This window comes from Sphingobacterium sp. UGAL515B_05, assembly GCF_033097525.1.
Taxonomy (GTDB): domain Bacteria; phylum Bacteroidota; class Bacteroidia; order Sphingobacteriales; family Sphingobacteriaceae; genus Sphingobacterium.
The window spans coordinates 3,421,330-3,439,533 of sequence record NZ_CP109907.1 but is presented as its reverse complement, the minus strand read 5'-3'; the positions used below and the strand labels follow the sequence as shown (position 1 = coordinate 3,439,533).

At 39.2% G+C, this 18,204-nt stretch carries 18 protein-coding genes; 12 read left to right on the top strand and 6 right to left on the bottom strand.

Annotated features, from left to right (window positions below):
• Window positions 1–448 precede the first annotated feature (448 nt).
• The 6 genes from OK025_RS14025 to OK025_RS14000 all read left to right on the top strand — a co-directional run bounded on the left by OK025_RS14025 (window position 449) and on the right by OK025_RS14000 (window position 5,242).
• A complete protein-coding gene (locus tag OK025_RS14025; protein ID WP_317664599.1) occupies window positions 449–1,024 on the top strand; it encodes a GNAT family N-acetyltransferase in 576 nt (191 codons plus the stop codon).
• A gap of 171 nt (window positions 1,025–1,195) precedes the next feature.
• A complete protein-coding gene (locus OK025_RS14020; RefSeq protein ID WP_182330892.1) occupies window positions 1,196–1,675 on the top strand; it encodes a hypothetical protein in 480 nt (159 codons plus the stop codon).
• 87 nt (window positions 1,676–1,762) lie between these two features.
• Window positions 1,763–2,926, top strand: a complete 1,164-nt coding sequence (locus OK025_RS14015; protein ID WP_317664595.1) for a PepSY-associated TM helix domain-containing protein — start codon at window positions 1,763–1,765, stop codon at window positions 2,924–2,926.
• 299 nt (window positions 2,927–3,225) lie between these two features.
• The gene (locus tag OK025_RS14010) at window positions 3,226–3,846 is read left to right on the top strand and encodes an HPP family protein (protein ID WP_317664593.1); all 621 of its coding nucleotides are present in this window, start codon (window positions 3,226–3,228) and stop codon (window positions 3,844–3,846) included.
• A gap of 350 nt (window positions 3,847–4,196) precedes the next feature.
• Window positions 4,197–4,964 (top strand): hypothetical protein, encoded by a 768-nt coding sequence (locus tag OK025_RS14005; protein ID WP_317664591.1) that lies wholly within the window; start codon window positions 4,197–4,199, stop codon window positions 4,962–4,964.
• A complete protein-coding gene (locus OK025_RS14000) occupies window positions 4,958–5,242 on the top strand; it encodes a hypothetical protein (protein ID WP_075993823.1) in 285 nt (94 codons plus the stop codon). The genes OK025_RS14005 and OK025_RS14000 overlap by 7 nt, the downstream gene beginning before the upstream one ends.
• 43 nt (window positions 5,243–5,285) lie before the next feature.
• On the opposite strand, the gene OK025_RS13995 is transcribed toward OK025_RS14000, so the two are convergent.
• The 4 genes from OK025_RS13995 to OK025_RS13980 all read right to left on the bottom strand — a co-directional run bounded on the left by OK025_RS13995 (window position 5,286) and on the right by OK025_RS13980 (window position 7,614).
• Complete coding sequence (locus OK025_RS13995; protein ID WP_317664588.1) at window positions 5,286–5,549, bottom strand: hypothetical protein; 264 nt, start codon at window positions 5,547–5,549, stop codon at window positions 5,286–5,288.
• 260 nt (window positions 5,550–5,809) lie between these two features.
• Window positions 5,810–6,217 carry a VOC family protein gene (locus tag OK025_RS13990; protein ID WP_075993825.1) on the bottom strand — a complete coding sequence of 136 codons (408 nt, stop codon included), beginning with the start codon at window positions 6,215–6,217 and terminating at the stop codon, window positions 5,810–5,812.
• A gap of 148 nt (window positions 6,218–6,365) precedes the next feature.
• Complete coding sequence (locus OK025_RS13985; protein WP_317664586.1) at window positions 6,366–6,887, bottom strand: hypothetical protein; 522 nt, start codon at window positions 6,885–6,887, stop codon at window positions 6,366–6,368.
• Between the two features lie 73 nt (window positions 6,888–6,960).
• A complete protein-coding gene (locus OK025_RS13980) occupies window positions 6,961–7,614 on the bottom strand; it encodes a Pr6Pr family membrane protein (RefSeq protein ID WP_317664584.1) in 654 nt (217 codons plus the stop codon).
• A gap of 187 nt (window positions 7,615–7,801) precedes the next feature.
• Between OK025_RS13980 and OK025_RS13975 the strand changes: the two genes are divergently transcribed.
• The 3 genes from OK025_RS13975 (at window position 7,802) to OK025_RS13965 (ending at window position 11,457) form a co-directional block, all read left to right on the top strand.
• A complete protein-coding gene (locus OK025_RS13975) occupies window positions 7,802–8,545 on the top strand; it encodes a LytTR family DNA-binding domain-containing protein (RefSeq protein WP_317664582.1) in 744 nt (247 codons plus the stop codon).
• On the top strand, window positions 8,542–10,461 hold the full coding sequence (locus OK025_RS13970; RefSeq protein WP_317664580.1) for a sensor histidine kinase: 1,920 nt from the start codon (window positions 8,542–8,544) through the stop codon (window positions 10,459–10,461). Before OK025_RS13975 ends, OK025_RS13970 begins: the two co-directional genes overlap by 4 nt.
• Before the next feature lie 498 nt (window positions 10,462–10,959).
• Window positions 10,960–11,457: a DUF1062 domain-containing protein gene (locus OK025_RS13965; protein ID WP_317664579.1), complete on the top strand. Its 498-nt coding sequence runs from the start codon at window positions 10,960–10,962 to the stop codon at window positions 11,455–11,457.
• A 95-nt stretch (window positions 11,458–11,552) separates the two neighbouring features.
• Here the strand turns inward: OK025_RS13965 and OK025_RS13960 are convergent, their stop codons facing one another.
• On the bottom strand, window positions 11,553–14,021 hold the full coding sequence (locus tag OK025_RS13960; RefSeq protein ID WP_411567701.1) for a glutaminase domain-containing protein: 2,469 nt from the start codon (window positions 14,019–14,021) through the stop codon (window positions 11,553–11,555).
• A gap of 271 nt (window positions 14,022–14,292) precedes the next feature.
• Here OK025_RS13960 and OK025_RS13955 point away from each other — a divergent pair, with 271 nt between their 5' ends.
• Window positions 14,293–16,107, top strand: a complete 1,815-nt coding sequence (locus OK025_RS13955) for a mechanosensitive ion channel family protein (RefSeq protein WP_317664577.1) — start codon at window positions 14,293–14,295, stop codon at window positions 16,105–16,107.
• A 103-nt stretch (window positions 16,108–16,210) separates the two neighbouring features.
• Here OK025_RS13955 and OK025_RS13950 read toward each other — a convergent pair whose 3' ends face one another.
• Window positions 16,211–16,705 carry a GNAT family N-acetyltransferase gene (locus tag OK025_RS13950; RefSeq protein WP_317664575.1) on the bottom strand — a complete coding sequence of 165 codons (495 nt, stop codon included), beginning with the start codon at window positions 16,703–16,705 and terminating at the stop codon, window positions 16,211–16,213.
• Between the two features lie 229 nt (window positions 16,706–16,934).
• On the opposite strand from OK025_RS13950, the gene OK025_RS13945 reads away from it, so the two are divergent.
• Both OK025_RS13945 and OK025_RS13940 read left to right on the top strand, forming a co-directional pair.
• Window positions 16,935–17,423 (top strand): GNAT family N-acetyltransferase, encoded by a 489-nt coding sequence (locus OK025_RS13945; RefSeq protein ID WP_317664573.1) that lies wholly within the window; start codon window positions 16,935–16,937, stop codon window positions 17,421–17,423.
• 47 nt (window positions 17,424–17,470) lie between these two features.
• Window positions 17,471–18,202 (top strand): YggS family pyridoxal phosphate-dependent enzyme, encoded by a 732-nt coding sequence (locus OK025_RS13940; RefSeq protein WP_317664572.1) that lies wholly within the window; start codon window positions 17,471–17,473, stop codon window positions 18,200–18,202.
• Window positions 18,203–18,204 lie beyond the last annotated feature (2 nt).

Below are 18,204 nucleotides of genomic sequence, written 5' to 3'. Positions count from 1 at the left end.
TTAAATCTGCATTCTGTACAAGTAGAGTCGCAATTAGGCTGATGATGGCAACCAAAAAAGCAGAAACCGTAGCTCTTAAAATCATTGTAATTTGTTTTTAATCCAAAAAAATCTGTTGATTTCGCCTAACAGACAACAACACACTTCAAAAATAACAAGAAATGTTTTAGGAATATAAAGCGATCGATATTCAAGTACATTGATCAAATATTCGACCCAAAGTAGACAATATATTCTTTTAACAAGAATGTATATAATTAACTTTTATCGGTTTTCGCCAGGATCGATATCCTGAGCCATTTCAAACACAGTCAGTAAAGTTCCAGCTTTCCCCCCTCTCCAGCAAGAGATCGCTCGTTATCGTAAATTTTCTTCGAAAACACTCCAATCAAAGGTCCCCTAAGGAAAGTCGATCAAGTTTACTAACTTCGTTTTTATTCTTCAAATCATGGATATACATAATAAAATTAGAAAAGCCAAAGAGAGTGATTCGCATGTTGTACCTGAAATTATGCTCCAGGCGATGGGAGACATTATATTTCGTTTTATTCAAAAAGAAGATCCAACTGAGGCCGTACTTTTTCTAACCCAGCTTTTTAGGCAAAAAGGTAATCTCTATAGTTATGAGAACACATTTGTCGCAATTGACGATAATGAACGTATTGTAGGTTCTTTAACTGGCTACGATGCTGATCAGTTTGTTGAATTAAGACAGCCTATTTTGGATCACATGAAGGAGCAGTACAACAATAATTTGATTCCGGAAGCCGAAACAGCTGGTGACGAATTTTATATCGATTCAATTGCTGTTGCTCCCATTGCACGGGGCAAAGGTATCGGAACACAACTTTTACAGTATGCGATTACACATGCCAAGCAACATGGTTTTAAACAAGTTGGTCTGCTCGTTGACCTAAAGAATCCCAATGCGCAAAAGCTCTATGAAAGGATTGGTTTTAAGCTTGGTAAAAAAACACCTTTCGCAGGCGGTGAATATTACCACATGTACATTTCCCTTGATTAAATACAGTGTTTATCTTATTTATCGCCATTCAGGCCTTATCCCGCTAATCAGTACCGTTTAAGAAGAAATCCAAGCAGCTTTGGCGGACATAACCAATTAGATCAGAAATAACCATTGATCAATTGGCAAGGATTTTGTATTCCAGATACCAACTATGAAAATTTGGGAATAATGAAAAAGCTACTTTCTATTGCGGTAGGCTGTTTAAGCCTAGTTCTGGCAACGCCAGCTTTAACACAAGCACAACACAGAGGACATGACGACCATGGCTGGCATGGCAGCAAGGATCGAGAAAAATATATCAGAAAACGAGAAAAGGAGTACGATAAATATGTCCGTGAACGCGATAAGCAAGATCGCAAATACTGGAAACATGAATATGAACATGATCATGGCCGTCCCAGATGGGCTAGCGCACATCACTATGATATGAGACATCATGTGTACTTTAGCGATTATAAAACATTCTATGATCCCTATCGGGGCGGATATGTCTATATGACCAATGGTCGATGGAACTTTTCTGTGAATGTCCCTTCTTTCCTCATTAATGTCAACTTAGGAAACGCAGCAATCCGTGTGATCAAGGACGTACCTATTGACAGAAGACCTGAAGAGTATTACGCTGATAATGAAGATTGGGACGATTAAAGACACGATCGAACTTTTTACGTTTATTTAGAATAATTACTGATAATACTGTATTTTTGCGCTGTTCATCCTATTGACAGCGCATCTATGACAAATAAAAGAGCTAAACAAAATATTCTAAAAAATATACTTGGAAAACTCCATCTTTATTTGGGCTTATTATTTGCTGTAATCTTTTTTGCTGTTTGCGTTACAGGAATGTTATTGAGTTTTGAAAAAGAGCTTACCCCACTTTTATGGCCGAAAGAACAGAAGGTAACCGTACAAACCAATCGTCTTTCCCTTGCACATATTTCCCAAAAAGCCGAAGTTATATTTCCGGACAAAAAGTTGTTTCGCATCGAAATTCCAGCAGATCCTTCCCGCAGTGTCCGCATACAGTATGGACAAAAAAAGACTGGATACTGGTATGCATATATGAATCCTTATACTGGAGAACTATTGTCCAAAGGTCGGCAGAGTGACCGTTTTTTTCAAAAGACTTTAGATATCCATCGTTTTCTTCTCGTCGAAAAAATCGGAAGTACCCTAACAGGAATCTCAGCTCTAGCGGCTCTCTTTCTTGCCCTAAGTGGTATTTACCTTTGGTGGCCCAAAAATAAATCCATATTCAGACAACGTGTAACGATGAAAAAGGCAGCCTCTCTCAAAAGAAAGGTCTGGGATTTTCACGCAGTCGGCGGTTTCTACGCATCTTTGTTTTTAATTATTTTTACCTTAACAGGATTGACCTGGAGTTTCGATTGGTACAATAAACAATTCTATAAAGTATTGGGTTCAACCCAAAAATCAACAAAAGAGAAGATCAGCAACACCAACAAACTGGCTTTTTCAGATTACCTTGTGCTGGATACGATCTATCAGCAGCTAAACCGCCTATACCCTACCTCGGGAAATATAATTGTCACATTTCCTGAAAAGAAGGATCTAGCTTTTGCGCTAACCAAGGAAAACTTTTCAAATACAACTTTACAGATCAACCAGGCATTCTTTGACAGCAAATCCGGACAGTTACTTAAAAATAACCCTTTAGCAAAGTTACCATTGGCACAGCAGGTTCAACGGATGATGAAATCCATCCATATGGGATCGATATTTGGACTACCCTCTAAAATTATTGCATGCTTAGCCGTTACACTAGCGGCGTCTCTCCCCATCACAGGGATATGGATATGGCTAAACAAAAGAAAGAAGAAGAAACCGTCAAAAAGCCAAAAGAAGAAATCAATTCAACTTCAAACCATAGCATAGCATGCATGGTTACTTTTCTCAAACACACAATTAGGCGACAATAGAAGAGACAGATTTCATTATTTTAATGTACTTTTGCCCGGTTAATTTTTCGCTCTGAACAAGGGTCAAAAGCTTTGTAACTGCCCTGAATCTATAAAAATAGGACATTCCTTAGGCATCATGTCGATGGACTTTGCTCACTTAAATATCCTGATATCCAGCATAGAAAACGGGAATAGCTTGTTATAAATTCTACAAACATCAAGATAATATTTGCAAAGCTTAGCGTCCTTGATCGATCTATATTTGCAAATAAAATGAGACATCATCTTCACAGACAACTACGGATCTATAGGTATGTGATCTATAGAGAAACGTTAGTCGATCCCAGGGAACATTTTTGGTCATTTATTGGTGCCTTTGTTGGGATATTTATTATCGCCTATATCCAATCACTTCATTTACCTTCGCTGGAAAATATCTTTTTAATAGGTTCTTTCGGCGCTTCCTCGGTTTTGGTTTATGGTGCTATACAAAGTCCACTTGCACAACCCCGCAACCTTATCGGCGGGCATGTTGTCTCTGCTATTGCGGGGGTTACAGTCGCGCAGCTCCTTCCCGACATTATCTGGCTGACTGCGCCATTTGCTGTAGCCTTGTCGATCGTTTGTATGCAATATACCCGAACTTTACATCCTCCCGGTGGTGCAACAGCACTCATTGCCGTTAGCAGCGGGACAAAAATTTCAGCTATGGGATATTGGTACGTATTAAGCCCTGTGCTATCTGGCTGTATCATTTTATTCCTGGTGGCCTTAATCTTTAACAATATCACCAAAAATAGACATTATCCTGTTAAAAAATCACGTCTGCGCCGTTCAAGAAGACAGCATTTAAAGGCGCGTTTTAATAGCACCAAAAGCCCGTCACACTTATAACGTGCTGGAATCCCTCATTCTATCCAAATCTATCGGATAGAATGGGTACTTGATTCATACCCAAGCAAAATTCGCCAAAGAAGAAGCTAGAATGATCTATTTTGAGAATAGCAAACCACTATAATCTATAAAATTACTTTTCCTTTAAATTAAGTAAATTCTCAAAATTAATTTGCATAAATTTTAACAATTACCTAATTTCACCGATAAAACACATATTAATACACAAAAGTATTTCTATAAGAATAATTATTTAACAAATAACCACTTAAATTAAAACCATTATTTAAAAAACACGTTAACTACTTTATTAATTACATTTAATTATATACTAACAACGTAAACCAATCATGACCAGATTTACGCAAACAGTACTGTTGATTCTGTTAATCTTCACAAGTCAACTTGTCGTTAATTGTTCCTCGGATAAGGATCCAATCGATGATATTGAAAATTCGACCAGTTGGATGGACGACCTCGAAAAATCTTTAGGAACAGGCACCAAAGCCAAATTAAACAATTGGATAGCAAAAGGTTTGGACCAAACCAAACTCAAAGAGGCATTTTCTAAGTCCAAGGATAAGGCTGCTCTGCTGAAAAACCTAGAAACAGCACAAAGTATTTATCATCAAAGAGTATATATTGAAGACTGGAACAATATCCCTGGAATAGAAAAATCTGATTATGTACCGAATGGCTTAGCCAATGGAAAGAACAGCCCATGGAATAACCCCGATTTAGATTTACCTGCTGTTGAAGCAGCCAACTTTGTGGACGCTACAGCGACAGAACTACCCGCAGGCACCAAAATATATCGTGTCACTGGCGGAAATCCTGCTGGCGGCTACTGGACCAAAGAGATTCCAAAATCCGTTGGCGACGTAATCGGCAGTACTGCCGTTCAACCGGCATGGAACAACTTCAGTAAATTCTACCGCTATGAAGTGCCACAAGCCAAAACACTAAAAGTATGGCAGGGGACCACCGCAAGACAACCCATTGCCGCAGGTATAATCAACCCCCATCTGCCTGGCAAAGCAATTCAGCTATTTATCCCTGCAGCTGTCAGAGATGATGCCTTTAAACAACTAGTACAAGAAATTCCTTTACCATGGTAACTATTGAATACATCAAAGCGCATTATCTGCAACTTCTGACGCTATTGCAACAGGAAGTTTCACTCAATCAGTCAGCTCAACCGTTTTTAGACTATGTTCTTCTTTATGAGAATAAATTTTCAGGCACATCAACTACAGCGGATGTACAACAGCTTCGGGAGTTTTTGAGAGGAGCAAACCGATTTGCAGATGAGTTTTCATTTTCCGATCGGCATGGCAGCCAAATACGGGCCTTGATCAAAAGTCTCTATGACCTATTGGATACCGCTATTTCATAGCTTATACAGGAGCGTTTTTGACTAGTAAGCCAAAAACGCTCTTTTACAAATTATCCTTCACATCCGCTAAAACGGTTATCATGGCCCGATAGATTCCATACAATAAGAAGAGTAGACTTGTAATTGTAAGCCCCAGATACTCCACCACCCATGCAATAAGTATAGCTACGAGGTGAATTTTACCATTCTCCGGTTTAAATGCTGCTCCCGAATAAACGTAGTAAGCGATGGAACCAAATAACACCAACCATATCATCGCATAAACATAATGAAGCGGATTTTTGCTGAGCTTTTTATTTTTAAACATGTGTCAAGTTTTATGATTTGTTAGCCATCCGTTTATCTAAACAGCAAACGGATATGTTGTCAAATGTAATCCCTAGCCCAGCTTTTCGCAAGGCACAACTATAATTCGCATCCGATGGTTTAATATTCGTGGCAACGCTAAAAAAAATCGGCAGCAGCAATCATCGGCATACAGCTACTTCGCTACTTTAACAACAAAAGAAAAAGTCCCTTACATGACTGCAAGGGACTTTACGATAACCGATTATTCCGATATGATCTCTATGCCGCTGGAAATTTGCTCATATCCATATAAAATATCTCCCAGGTATGACCGTCAAAATCTTCAATACTTCGCTGTTGCATAAAACCGTAGTCTTTCATTGGCGTTGGTTCAATGCCTCCGGCTTTCAATCCATTATCAACAATTTCGTTCACACGATCCAAACCAGAAACAGAAAGTGAAAGTAGTGCTGCAATCTGTTTTTTTGTATCTGCAAGCGGTTTTTCTGTAAATGTTTTAAATTTATCCGGAGATAAAAGCATCACAAAAATATGCTCACTCCAAACCATACATTTGCCTTGTTCGTCGGAAAACTGAGGATTATTCGTAAAGCCCAATTGTGTATAAAAATCCATTGACTTATTCACATCGGCTACGACGAGATTAATAAATATCTGTTTCATCATTTTAAAGTTTAATTGCTATTGATCATGCAAAGTTGAAAATTTTCATCCAAAAAAAACTTGACCTATGCGAAGATTTTTATGCAGCATCAATGAACAAGCAACGGAATGACCATACCTTATATGGATAGCTCATTATATGGATCGCTTGTTACTTAGCGAGCTCATTCAATTCGGCCTGTGAAAAGACATGCTCGCCTTTAAGATAACTATTTGCTTCTTTTAAATACGTATAGATCACCTCTCGCCCCTTTGGATTGGGCAATTTATATAAATTGCGCACCAAATATTCCTTGTCCCGCAATCGATCTTTACTATAGCTTAAAAAAGAGGGCGCATGTGTCTGCACACTCCAACGAATAAAACGTAAATCGATATTATCGGGATATTTCATGATCATTTCCTCCAGAAGCTTTTTCCCTTTCTTGAATTGACCTAATTTTGTAAACGGATTGCCCATATGTTTCGCCCATAATATTTCATAAGCAGCGAGGTATCCCTTCTCCGTTGCTGAATTGGCAGCTCTTTCCAGTAGTTTCAGATTCGCTTCACAGAGTTTCTTGTTTTTAACAGCAGTAGCGTACTCGGCTCGCATTTTATCAACATCAACTTGACCAAAACAACATATCGCACATAATACCAAAGAGACACAGACAAAAAATCGTATAACCATTTTCAATTCAATTAAAGTAAAAAATAGAACGCTGTTCTAGTCATATAACAACATCGACAAGCTTTGAGTTTTCTTATTTTTTAATCCGTTGAGAACGCTGTCTGTTTTGCCATTTGCCCAAAACAATCAATAATGCACCAATGACGACAAAAACCAAGGTTACTCCAAAGCTGTTCAAAATAACCCTGTCCATCCCCAATTCGGAAACATTGACAAAAGGATACGGATAAAATCCAGAAAACGAACCATGCCACAACGTATAAAAAAGATAGGCTAATGGGAAGATTAACCAATAAAAAAGATGACTCCAACGGATTGTTTCCTTGCACAAAAAACGCCACCAAAAAAGGAAAAAACTCAAAGGAGTGAACACATGTAATAACTCGTCAACCACCATTGACAAACCCTGTGGATGCGACAGAAAGCGGAGTAGGGTATTATAGATAATGCCGACAATAAGAATGTATAATGTTACGGCAGTAATTGTTTCGGGTTTAGTAAAAAATAAGCCCATTCGACTTTTTGACCAGCAAACTGAAAAAAAACAGCATAGCAGAACCATTACATTACTCAGAATTGTAAAATAACTAAAAAACTGAACTATATAGTCCACGCGACCGAGCTTTGAGACAAGAGCACTCAATACAAACTGCCCAACGACTGCAAACAAGGTAATCAAACCAATGCTACCAGCAAAAACAGATTTTAATGACTTTTGAGCTTCCATATTACGAGTGGTCTATACAATACTAAATATAAAAATTTCAACTGCTATTTGGAATTTTAAATGATCAAATCCAATGCACCCCCACCCGAACCTGGAATCCAGATTGTAAATAATTGCAACGAATTGTAAATGGATTCAGTTTCCTTACTTACAATTATTATTTTTATAGACTATAAAGTATTGATAAATGATTAGAGTAGCCATTATCGAGGATGAACCCGCCGTACGCAAAGAAATCAGCTATTTGGTCCAACAGGAAACTGACGTTGAACTTGTTGGCTGGAGCGATACGGTGACAAATGCTGTAAAATTGATTGAAGAGAAACAACCAGACGTTATACTCATGGATATTCAGCTCCGTGATGGTACAGCATTTGACATCCTAAAAAAGCTAACCGTTATTCCACAGAATATTATTTTCATTACGGCCTACAATCATTTTGCAATCAAAGCCATCAAATACGGTGCTTTGGATTATCTCTTGAAACCGGTCGATCAAACCGAACTAAACGAAGCCTTAGAACGTTACCGGCGTAAAAGCGAAAACAATCCCCAATGGATGCAACGTTTATCAATGGCACAAGAAGCTTTACATGCCAGCGAACTTCCCGAAAGCATTGCTTTGTCTTCCATACAGCATGTACGTATCGTCCCTGTTCACAACATCGTGTACTGCAAAGGAGACGGTCCCTATACTTTTTTCTTTTTAAATGATGGTACCAAAGAGTTAATCTCTAAACCCCTCAAATATTATGAAGAATTATTGCCACAGCCTTATTTCTTACGCACCCATCAATCGTATCTTGTCAACAGGTCACATATTTCTGGTGTCAATCGTTCCGAGTATATTGTCTTAAAGAACAAAGAGGAAATTCCAATTTCATCACGCAGAAAAAATTCGATCTTAAATCAGCTTTTCCCAGAAAAATGAGCGCACTGAACCGCATTTTGCCTTGGCTACTACTGCCTTTGTTTTTTATCGCTTGCGCTCGAAAGAAAGACGGATTATTGCCCGACCATGATGCTATTGCTGCACAGATTAAAACGCTCGAAGACCAAAAATTAACTGCAGCAAATGGAGATTCCATCAAACAGGCCTGGTTAACGTTAGACCAAAATTCCACCGTAAAAAAAGACACGGTACTCGCTGCCCGTGTAAAATATTACCTGGCACGACTCTATGCTATGAGCGGTCAAGATTCGGCTCTTTTTTTTGTTCAACAGGCGCTTGAACTCATTGAACCCACCACTGGAAACGCAAAATACAAAGCACTTATTTACAATGGCATAGGAAACATCCGTAGCATAGAAGCAAAACAACGCGAAGCGGGCTATTATTATAACAAAGCCGCCACGATTGTTTTGTCGGATACCGCTGCAGGACTGTCAACCGAAGCAAAATCAGCAATATTATTGTCCGCTGCCCAAAATAACTTGAGCTCCTTCCAATATAACCTTGCAGAAAAAATGAATCGTTCGGTACTCCCGCTAATTGATTCACTGCCAGAAGGACATATTAACCGGCAACGCGTATTGGTACAAATGATACAGACGCTGAACACCTTACAAAGGCCAGCAGAAGATATTGCCCCCTTCCTTAATCAACTCGAAGAATTACACGCTAAAAATCCAGACAAATACAACATTAGTTTTCTTTACGATTCGAAGATCCAATACTATGAAACGGCTAAGAAACCGGATTCCATTTTACATTATGAATTGCTAAAAATAGCAATAGATGAACGTTTGCACCAACAGACAGCATCCTCTATACTGATGAACAATTTATTTGTAGATTACAGTAATGTAGCCGCAATCTATGTTTCATTAAATAAACCGGCATTGGGAGAAAAATTCATCCAAAAAGCCAGCAAACTTAAAGCGCAGTTTCCCAAATTAATCTTTCCCAACAACGAAATTACATTTCAAAACAGTCTCGCAGCCGTCTATCGCCTGCAAGGAAAAGATAAAGCAGCTATAGACGTACTAAATCACCTTGTGCAATTACAAAGGGGCATTTACCAATCGGAGAATACACAAGCGATCGCAGAAATGAATGCCCTATATCAACTCCAGGCGAAAGATCAGTCTATTCGTATACTGAACGAAAATATCAAGATCAATAAACTTCAGCTACAAAAAAATCGTTTAGGACTGATCATTTCCTCCCTGGCGGTTATTTTATTGATCATCATACTTTTCTTCCTATATTACAGTTTTCGCCAGCGACGCTCCAGGCAAGAGAAAGAAAAGGTTTTATTGCAGCAGCAGTTGTTGCGCACACAGATGGAACCGCACTTTATTTTCAATACCCTTTCCGCAGTACAGAGCTTCATGCGCCTGGATAAAAAAGAAAATGCCATCAAATATTTGCACCGTTTCAGTCGACTATTACGTAGCAATCTCGAATTAAGCCGTGAAAACCTCGTTCCATTAAATGAGGAACTTGAAACCCTAGAAAACTATTTGATCTTACAGCAAATGCGTTTTGAAGATGCTTTTCATTACCACATCACACAACCTGAAGATCAAGATTTAAGTGCAGTCATGCTACCACCAATGCTGATACAACCCTATGTTGAAAATGCAATTCTGCACGGTATAAACCTCGAAACGGGCGATGGTAGTATTGACATCCAGTTTGCGTTATCTGCAGATATCCTAAGGGTGACGATTAAAGATAGCGGTAAAGTCAATCCAGACATTCCTGAAATTACACATCGTTCACTCTCTGGAACAATCAGTCGTGAACGTATGCAATTGTTAGGAAAAAAAGCGAGTGTTCAGACCACCAAAGACCCAACTGCCGGCACTACGGTCACACTTCTTATTCCAATTACCTATTAACGATATCTATTATTTAAACAAACTGCAGCGCATTCAACTTGTCATCTAATATCAAGATAGGATATAAATTGTAGCGCAATTTCATTCGTTATCCATGGAAAATCAATTAAATTAATTAAATTCGTTTATAAACCAACGAAATAGCGTTTTGAACACAATTTTCAAATTTATAGTCGCATAATTTAGCCTCACAAACCACAGGCTAATTATTCTTTTATTCGGGTAACTCCTATCCGAACAGGTTTTCATTTCACCCTATTATTCTCGGTATTGTTAGCTCAGGAGAGTATTTTATGCTATTTCAGTATTTAAAATACCGTATCCCATCCTTTCCAATATCGTCGATAACATCAAAAATCAAATAAAGAATATTAAGCGCGACTACAACTCATGCGAAAAGAATATATCTGGGAGATCAAAGCACACAACACTCCCCTTCTCAAAAGATCCTGCAGCCATTGCGATAGTGATAGGTTCTACTGCAGTGAAAAGTTCAGAATGAATGCACAGAAAAAAAATATCGACGTTTGGTTGATTTATAGATGTATCAAATGTGATAACACCTACAATATGACCATTATTTCCCGTGCCAGCCCCGAATCCATCAATAAGGAACTGTTTCATAGATTTCAGGAAAACAACAGGGAGCTAGCATGGCAATACGCTTTTTCAACAGAAATCAGAAAAAAGAACAATGTTGAAGCAGATTTCGATACCATCAAATATGAAATACAGTATGAACAGCGGTTCATGGAAAATTTGCACAGCACAAACCAAGACACCATATCCTTCAAAGTCGTCTATGCATTCAGCTTTCAGCTCAAACTAGCCACCGTCATTCGTAACTGTTTAAAACTATCATCCAGGCAGCTTGACCGACTCATCACTATGCAGGCAATTACTGTACATGGAAAATTTCTAGAAAAAAAACATCGCATCAAACATGAGGATATTGTGAAAATATCATGCGAAGCATTGAAACGCATAACCCGATAAACAAACGGCGAGCAATCCTATAATTGCCCGCCGTCTTATTAACTAAACACAAACTAAATTTCATTTCAGGTTCTCCCCCTGCTCATTGACATTATTTATTTTTGTTTCATTATATCCGCTAAAAGTTTCATGTAAAAACCTCCAACAACACTACGCGCCTTAAAGTTTTCACGGATCCCTGTAGTCGAATCATAAAAATCATTTAATGGGACACGGGATTCCGTTTGAATCGCATGATTATAGACTGGTTTCACCAAAGCTTCAAATGCTTCTTTTGACGGAGCAAATGATGCTGTCCAAAGAATCCAGTCATTTTTGGTGTAGGCCTTACGGCTATCCAATGGTATGCCGAATCTATTTTGCTTGGTCAGGTAATACTTAATTTCCGTATCATACACTTTTTGCGGAAACAGATTCAATCCCAACACTTTGTCCCAGATCAAATTATATTTTTGACTCCAGGTATTTTTATCGTCAAATGTCAGCGCGTAATGGTCGCCCGCATCTGCCATTTCCATCCATTTCGGAACCATTTCCTCCGCAATTGCACGGTATTTTTTTGCGATTGCAGTTTCACCAATGGCCTCCGCTAGCTGCGCATAACAGGCAATACCCACAATAGCTTTAACAGATAAATTGGCATTTCGTGCAAGATGACCAGCAAAATCGTCTGTACAGAGCTGCGTTTTAGGGTCAAAGCCATCTTTAACGAGATAATCTACCCAAGTTGTCAATGTTTTCCAATGCTTCCTCGCATAGTCCCCATTCCCTTGCACTTTCGCGATTGCCGCAGTTAAAATAATCATATTGCCCGATTCCTCCACAGGCATAGGCTCGCCATAGGTTTGACCATTGGCCAATGGATACGTACCCAAATCGTGAGCCGCCCAAGGATAGGGGTATTTACCGCTTTCGCTAAAATAAAATATTCCAGTTAACATCCCTTTCAACAGCTCCGGATTATAGATCAAATACAATGGTGCTGAAGGATAAGTGACATCCACCGTATTGATAAAACCACCACTATTATTTTCTTTGGAAAGCCATAGCAGTTCATTTTGTGGACTTTTCACCAAGGTATGTGCTGCTATACTTTGGCGATAAGCTAGCACACTAAGATGTGCATATTCTTTTCCACCCGATTTTAATGCATCTGCATATACAGCTTTGTCGAATGCTACGCACTTATCGAGCACATTACGATACTCATCTGCAGCCAAAGTCAGCTGATTTTCCATTGTTTCTTTACCAGAATTGTTCCACCATGGTCGCAGGTTATTTTTGAAATACTGAATCGCATAAATTTCATCGTATCCTACCTCAACAAAACGCTCCTCCGCTTTCGCACCCACATTGCCAAATGGAATGACCGTGTTCAGCGCAAGTGAGGTACCCTTAACAGTTTTTGCAGCGGTCGTTGTTCCCTTTCTAAAGGCGTCGACGGCTCCGCCCCTCGGACTAATAAACTGTTGCGTTTTATCCCGCTTTGGTGAAGCAACATAAAAATACCCCCAGTCTATCCGCATATCATCGGCACCTTTCTGCAAAATAGGCTGTTCGACCGTTCCCGCTTTTAGTACCGACAATTTTGCCGTTTCATATTTATCGGCGGTTACTTCCTGTGAAGGCTTATACACCGCAATATTTGTGGATGCACTTAGAAAAACTTTAACAGCATGTTGCTTGCCATCGTTTGCTTTTACGTTATACGTGATATAGCTCACCGGTCGGGCCAATAAATTCAGATCATCCATAAGCAAAGGCGACGTAAAGCTTAGTTTCAGATCCACCTTACCGGCCTGAAAATTATAGACCGTACGCGTCGCTGTTATTTCCACATCTTTTTGCAAGGCTTCCTGAATTTTCGGTCCACGCTCTTTAAGCCTGTCGACCAAGCCAAAATCCAGGTAACGACCGCCAGCACTATTCTTCAAATGGATGGCAATATGATTTTGCCCGGCCTTCAAATTCGCCTTGTCAATCGGTAAATATTGAAAGCTGTTAGTCCAACCTACCTTTTCGTAAACCTTCTTCCCATTCAAAAATACGTCTATATTATCATCATGATTGAGTTTTAAAAACAGCTCATTGATGCCCTTCGGATCCGTTACGGAAAACTCACGTCTCACCCAGATATCGTCCGATTTCCAAAGCGTCTTTACCTGTTGTGCATCATCACCGATGGGTGCAAGTCCTGATTTCCACGTATTCGTATTATAAGCGGAAGACTCCCAGCTGCCTTGAGGTTTTGATTCAGTATATTGTACCGTATAAGATTTATCTTCCGAAGTCGGTAGAATAACCGCATAACTAGGCTCTTCTTTGCCAAGAAAACGATAAATATTACCATCAACATCAATTAAGCCCAACAGCGAGTGATCAGCGTCTGTCCAGTGTTTCGTTGTCGACGCATGAAGCTGATCCGTCATGGACCATATACTAAAATTGGGGTTGTGCGTAATCAATGGATAAGCCGGAGCTTTACGTTCTTGGCCGTGTCCATCTAAAACAGTGGAAACACAGGCCACAATAACACAGAGACCTATCTTCCCAAGTTTGTTCATTGCATGAATAGATTTTTGAAAAGGTTTAATCATATTTTTTGGATAAATTAGCTACATAGTTTTCCGCATTGGACTTATGCCCAATCGTTTTAACAAAGAAAGTTGGAATAATTTAAATTCAGCTGTCGCATCGTATCATTTTACCTTCAATTTATATCATATTTGACATGCTGCCATCTAATCAAGATAATTATTATCTTTGAGAACCCGTCCGATCGTTATGTGCAAAATGACCTAATAAACATCGGCATTCAATTTTACCAACAACACAATGAGAAGTATTTACGTTTATTTCTTAATGACCATATCTTGTCTTTTTTCAGCGAGCACACAGCTTTATGCACAAGAAACAGATTCGGTCAATAAAAAAGAATTGGATCTGAGTTCCTTACTGAACGGAATTAGACAACAGCAAATTAATGATTCTCTTGAACGGGTAAAACTTCAGCATGAAATTGCCGATCTTAAAAGTCAAAATAGCCCCAAAAAGGAAAATTTAAAACAGCAGCTGAATGAGTTTGACGAAGAAAATAACCTTCGGAAGCAGCAGCTGAAAGTTAAAGTAGACTCCATCAAAAAAAACACCAAAAGATATGCGGTCGCGCCATTTCAGAATACGCTATTCTATATCTATAATAAACTTGGATCATCATTGGCCAAAGATCGTGCTTACAATGTGGTCAGCAGAATCCATAATCTATACGAAGATGATTTTGTGAAAGTAGATTCGTTTAAAATCGAAAACAACGAAATCAGTGCCGACATCGTATATAAAGATCTCGTCATAACTTCCGTCACTGAACTCGACGCACTACTTGAAGGAAAAAGCAAAGAAGAGATTGCGGCAAACTACCTAAAAAGAATTCAGGATTCAATCACAACGGAACGTGCAGATAACAGCATTACAAAACTTCTTACCCGTATTGGACTTGTATTGCTCATTCTCCTTGTCTTTTCGATATTGGTTCTACTGATAAACAAGTTGAAAAAATATGGTACGCAACGAATTTTGAAGGAAAGAACACAGCGGATAAAAGACATTAAGATCAAAAATTATGTCCTTGTCACTTCGGTACAAAAAACACGGATGTTTATTCATGCAATAAATATCTTACGCTGGGGCCTGATCGTCCTCATTGCCTTTATCATGCTGCCGATTGTCTTCAGTGTTTTTCCATTTACACAGAGTTGGGCATCCAATCTTATTGGACTTTTCACAAAACCCCTGAAGACCGCAGTTTTGGCCATTTGGGATTATATCCCCAATCTGATTACCGTATTTGTCATACTCGTTGTCATGCGGTATGCCGTTCGATTCATAAAGTATATTTTTAGCGAAATTGACAAAGGCAAATTGGAAATTAATGGCTTCCATCGCGATTTTGCCATGCCTACCTTTACTATTGTTCGCTTTCTGCTCCAAGCCTTCACACTGGTGCTCATATTCCCGTATTTACCCGGTGCAAATTCAGATATCTTTAAAGGAATATCCGTATTTATAGGTGTCCTATTTTCTTTAGGATCATCTTCTGCAATTTCCAATATCATAGCGGGACTTGTGATCACTTATATGCGTCCTTTCCGTATCGGAGACCGTATCACTATCGCCGACAAAACAGGCGTTGTTATCGAAAAATCACCACTGGTAACAAGGCTTCGAACGATAAAAAATGAAGAAATTACCATCCCCAATTCGTCGGTACTTTCTGGAAATACCGTCAATTATTCTACCTTCTCAGAAGATGGAATCTGCTTTCAGGTGGAATTGACAGTCGGTTATGAAGAACCTTGGCAACGTATACACGAATTGTTACTGAACATTCCACCCCGAATAAAAAGAGTCAACCTTAACCCCGCGCCATTCGTCTTACAAAAAAAATTAGACGATTTCTATGTCCTCTATGAACTGAATGTGTACATTGCTAAATCAGCGGAAATTGAACTGGCAAAGTCTGAAATTTTTCAATCGATCTTAGATGACTTTCTAGCTGCAGGAATTGAAATGAATGGCCCGCACATATTTGCTAAAGTTGACCATGTACAACAATATAATCCAAAAATGCCCAACAGCTCGTACAATAACTGATCTGAAAGCACAATTTTTAGTTGATTACTGCAAAGAATATATGATGCGTTTTGACCCGGTATGCATATTCTGTTGAATTCATCCACCGTTGTGAGCTTGTTTACTAAAGATGTAAAACATAGATTAGCTCTTCGGCTTCGACTCCGTCAGGCCAAACGACATCCCTGGATTGCGTGTATTTAAAATGAAATGACTGATTCGCTGCTTTCGACGCATCGTTCCCCACCCGATGGGATACCGTAATCTGGCCACACCCACGCTCACGTGCCCATGCGATACGCGCTTCATAAAACAAACGGGATAAACCCTGGCCTCTATGACTTTCCTGAATGAAAGAAGCGATCAAAATCGCGTTTGACTCATCTGCCCTATCCAATACAACACCAGTCAGCCCGACCAATATTCCCTGGTTATACAAGCCGAACATCGCACATTTGGGATTATCCAGCAAGGCCATCCATTCTGCATCACTGTACCCTGCTTCTTTTTGATAGTTGCTACCAAAAACCTCAGGGGTAGAAAATAAGGCCTCCAGTCTAATTTTTTTATATTCCTGCCATTCTCCTATTTTTAAACGTCTTAGTTCATATTTTTCCATTTCTGGCACCTTTCTTTGCTTATCTTTCAGCGTAAATATACTTAAGCAAGCGCAATAAATGAACACTGGACCAGCGACATTATTCAAATTGGACTAGCTCATTTGCACCCATTGGCCGTAATTTTGAATTAAATTAAGAAATAGCTATTTCAATCATTTACAACAAGGGGGCCAATTATATAAAATACGCCTACATCGAAAAAAATGGATCGATAAGTAATGAAAAAAAATGAACACACACACTGACATAGCAATCACACAGGTAAAACTAACAGATATTGACCTGCTGCAGCAAATAGGAAAAGCAACATTTATTCAGACCTTTTCAGACACGAACACCGAAGAAAATATGAAGACCTATCTGGCCGAAGGTTTTTCAAAGGAAAAATTATTGTCCGAGCTCTGCGATAACGAATCTGAATTTTACTTCGCTGTCTTAAAAAATGATGTTATTGGCTACCTAAAAGTAAATACCGGCCAGGCCCAGACCGAACAACAGTGCCCCCAGGCATTAGAAATTGAACGCATCTATGTATTACAGGAATTTCAGGGTAGAAAAGTGGGGCAGTTATTGTTTGAAAAAGCACTAGCCTTAGCCCAAATAAAAGCAGCTTCATTTATCTGGCTTGGTGTTTGGGAAAAAAAACTTGCGGGCAATCAATTTTTATCAGAAAAATGGTTTTGTCGCATTCGACCAGCATATTTTTCAACTGGGTGAGGATAAACAAATAGATATCATGATGAAAAAAACAATACCACCGCACCATGCATGAGTTTATAGCAGAAAATATACAGGTCATACAACAACGCATAGACGAAGCCTGCAAAGCAAACCGTCGCGATCCCCGCGAAGTAAAATTATTGCTGGCCACTAAAACCGTACCTGCCGAACGTATCGAAATCGCACTACAAACTGGTCAAACTTTAATTGCTGAAAATAAAGTGCAGGAACTGAAAGACAAATTTGAGTATTTAAACGCTGTTCCCCATGTCAATCATTTTATTGGTCATCTTCAAACCAATAAGATCAAGGATCTGCTCAAATGCAACGTATCCTGCATCCATTCGATCGATCGTATAGATCTCGCCGAAAAATTGCATCAGCGACTTTTAAAAGAAGATAAAACCATGGAAGTGCTCATCCAGGTAAATACTTCCTTCGAAGAGAGCAAGTACGGCGCTGCGCCAGGGGAAGTGATCGGCCTGGTTCAGCAAATAGCAACATTAAGCACACTAAAGATTAAAGGACTGATGACTATCGGTATATTGAGTGCCGAGGCCGAACAGGTACGTGCCTGTTTTAAATTGCTCAAACAAATTCAACAACAGCTTATAGCCATAGCTATCCCCGGTGTATCGATGCAAGAATTGTCGATGGGCATGAGCGGAGATTTAGAGATAGCGATAGCGGAAGGTGCTACGATTGTCAGGGTAGGCACAGCAATTTTTGGACAACGCCCAACACCAGATAGTTATTACTGGAATGAGAACCTATAACA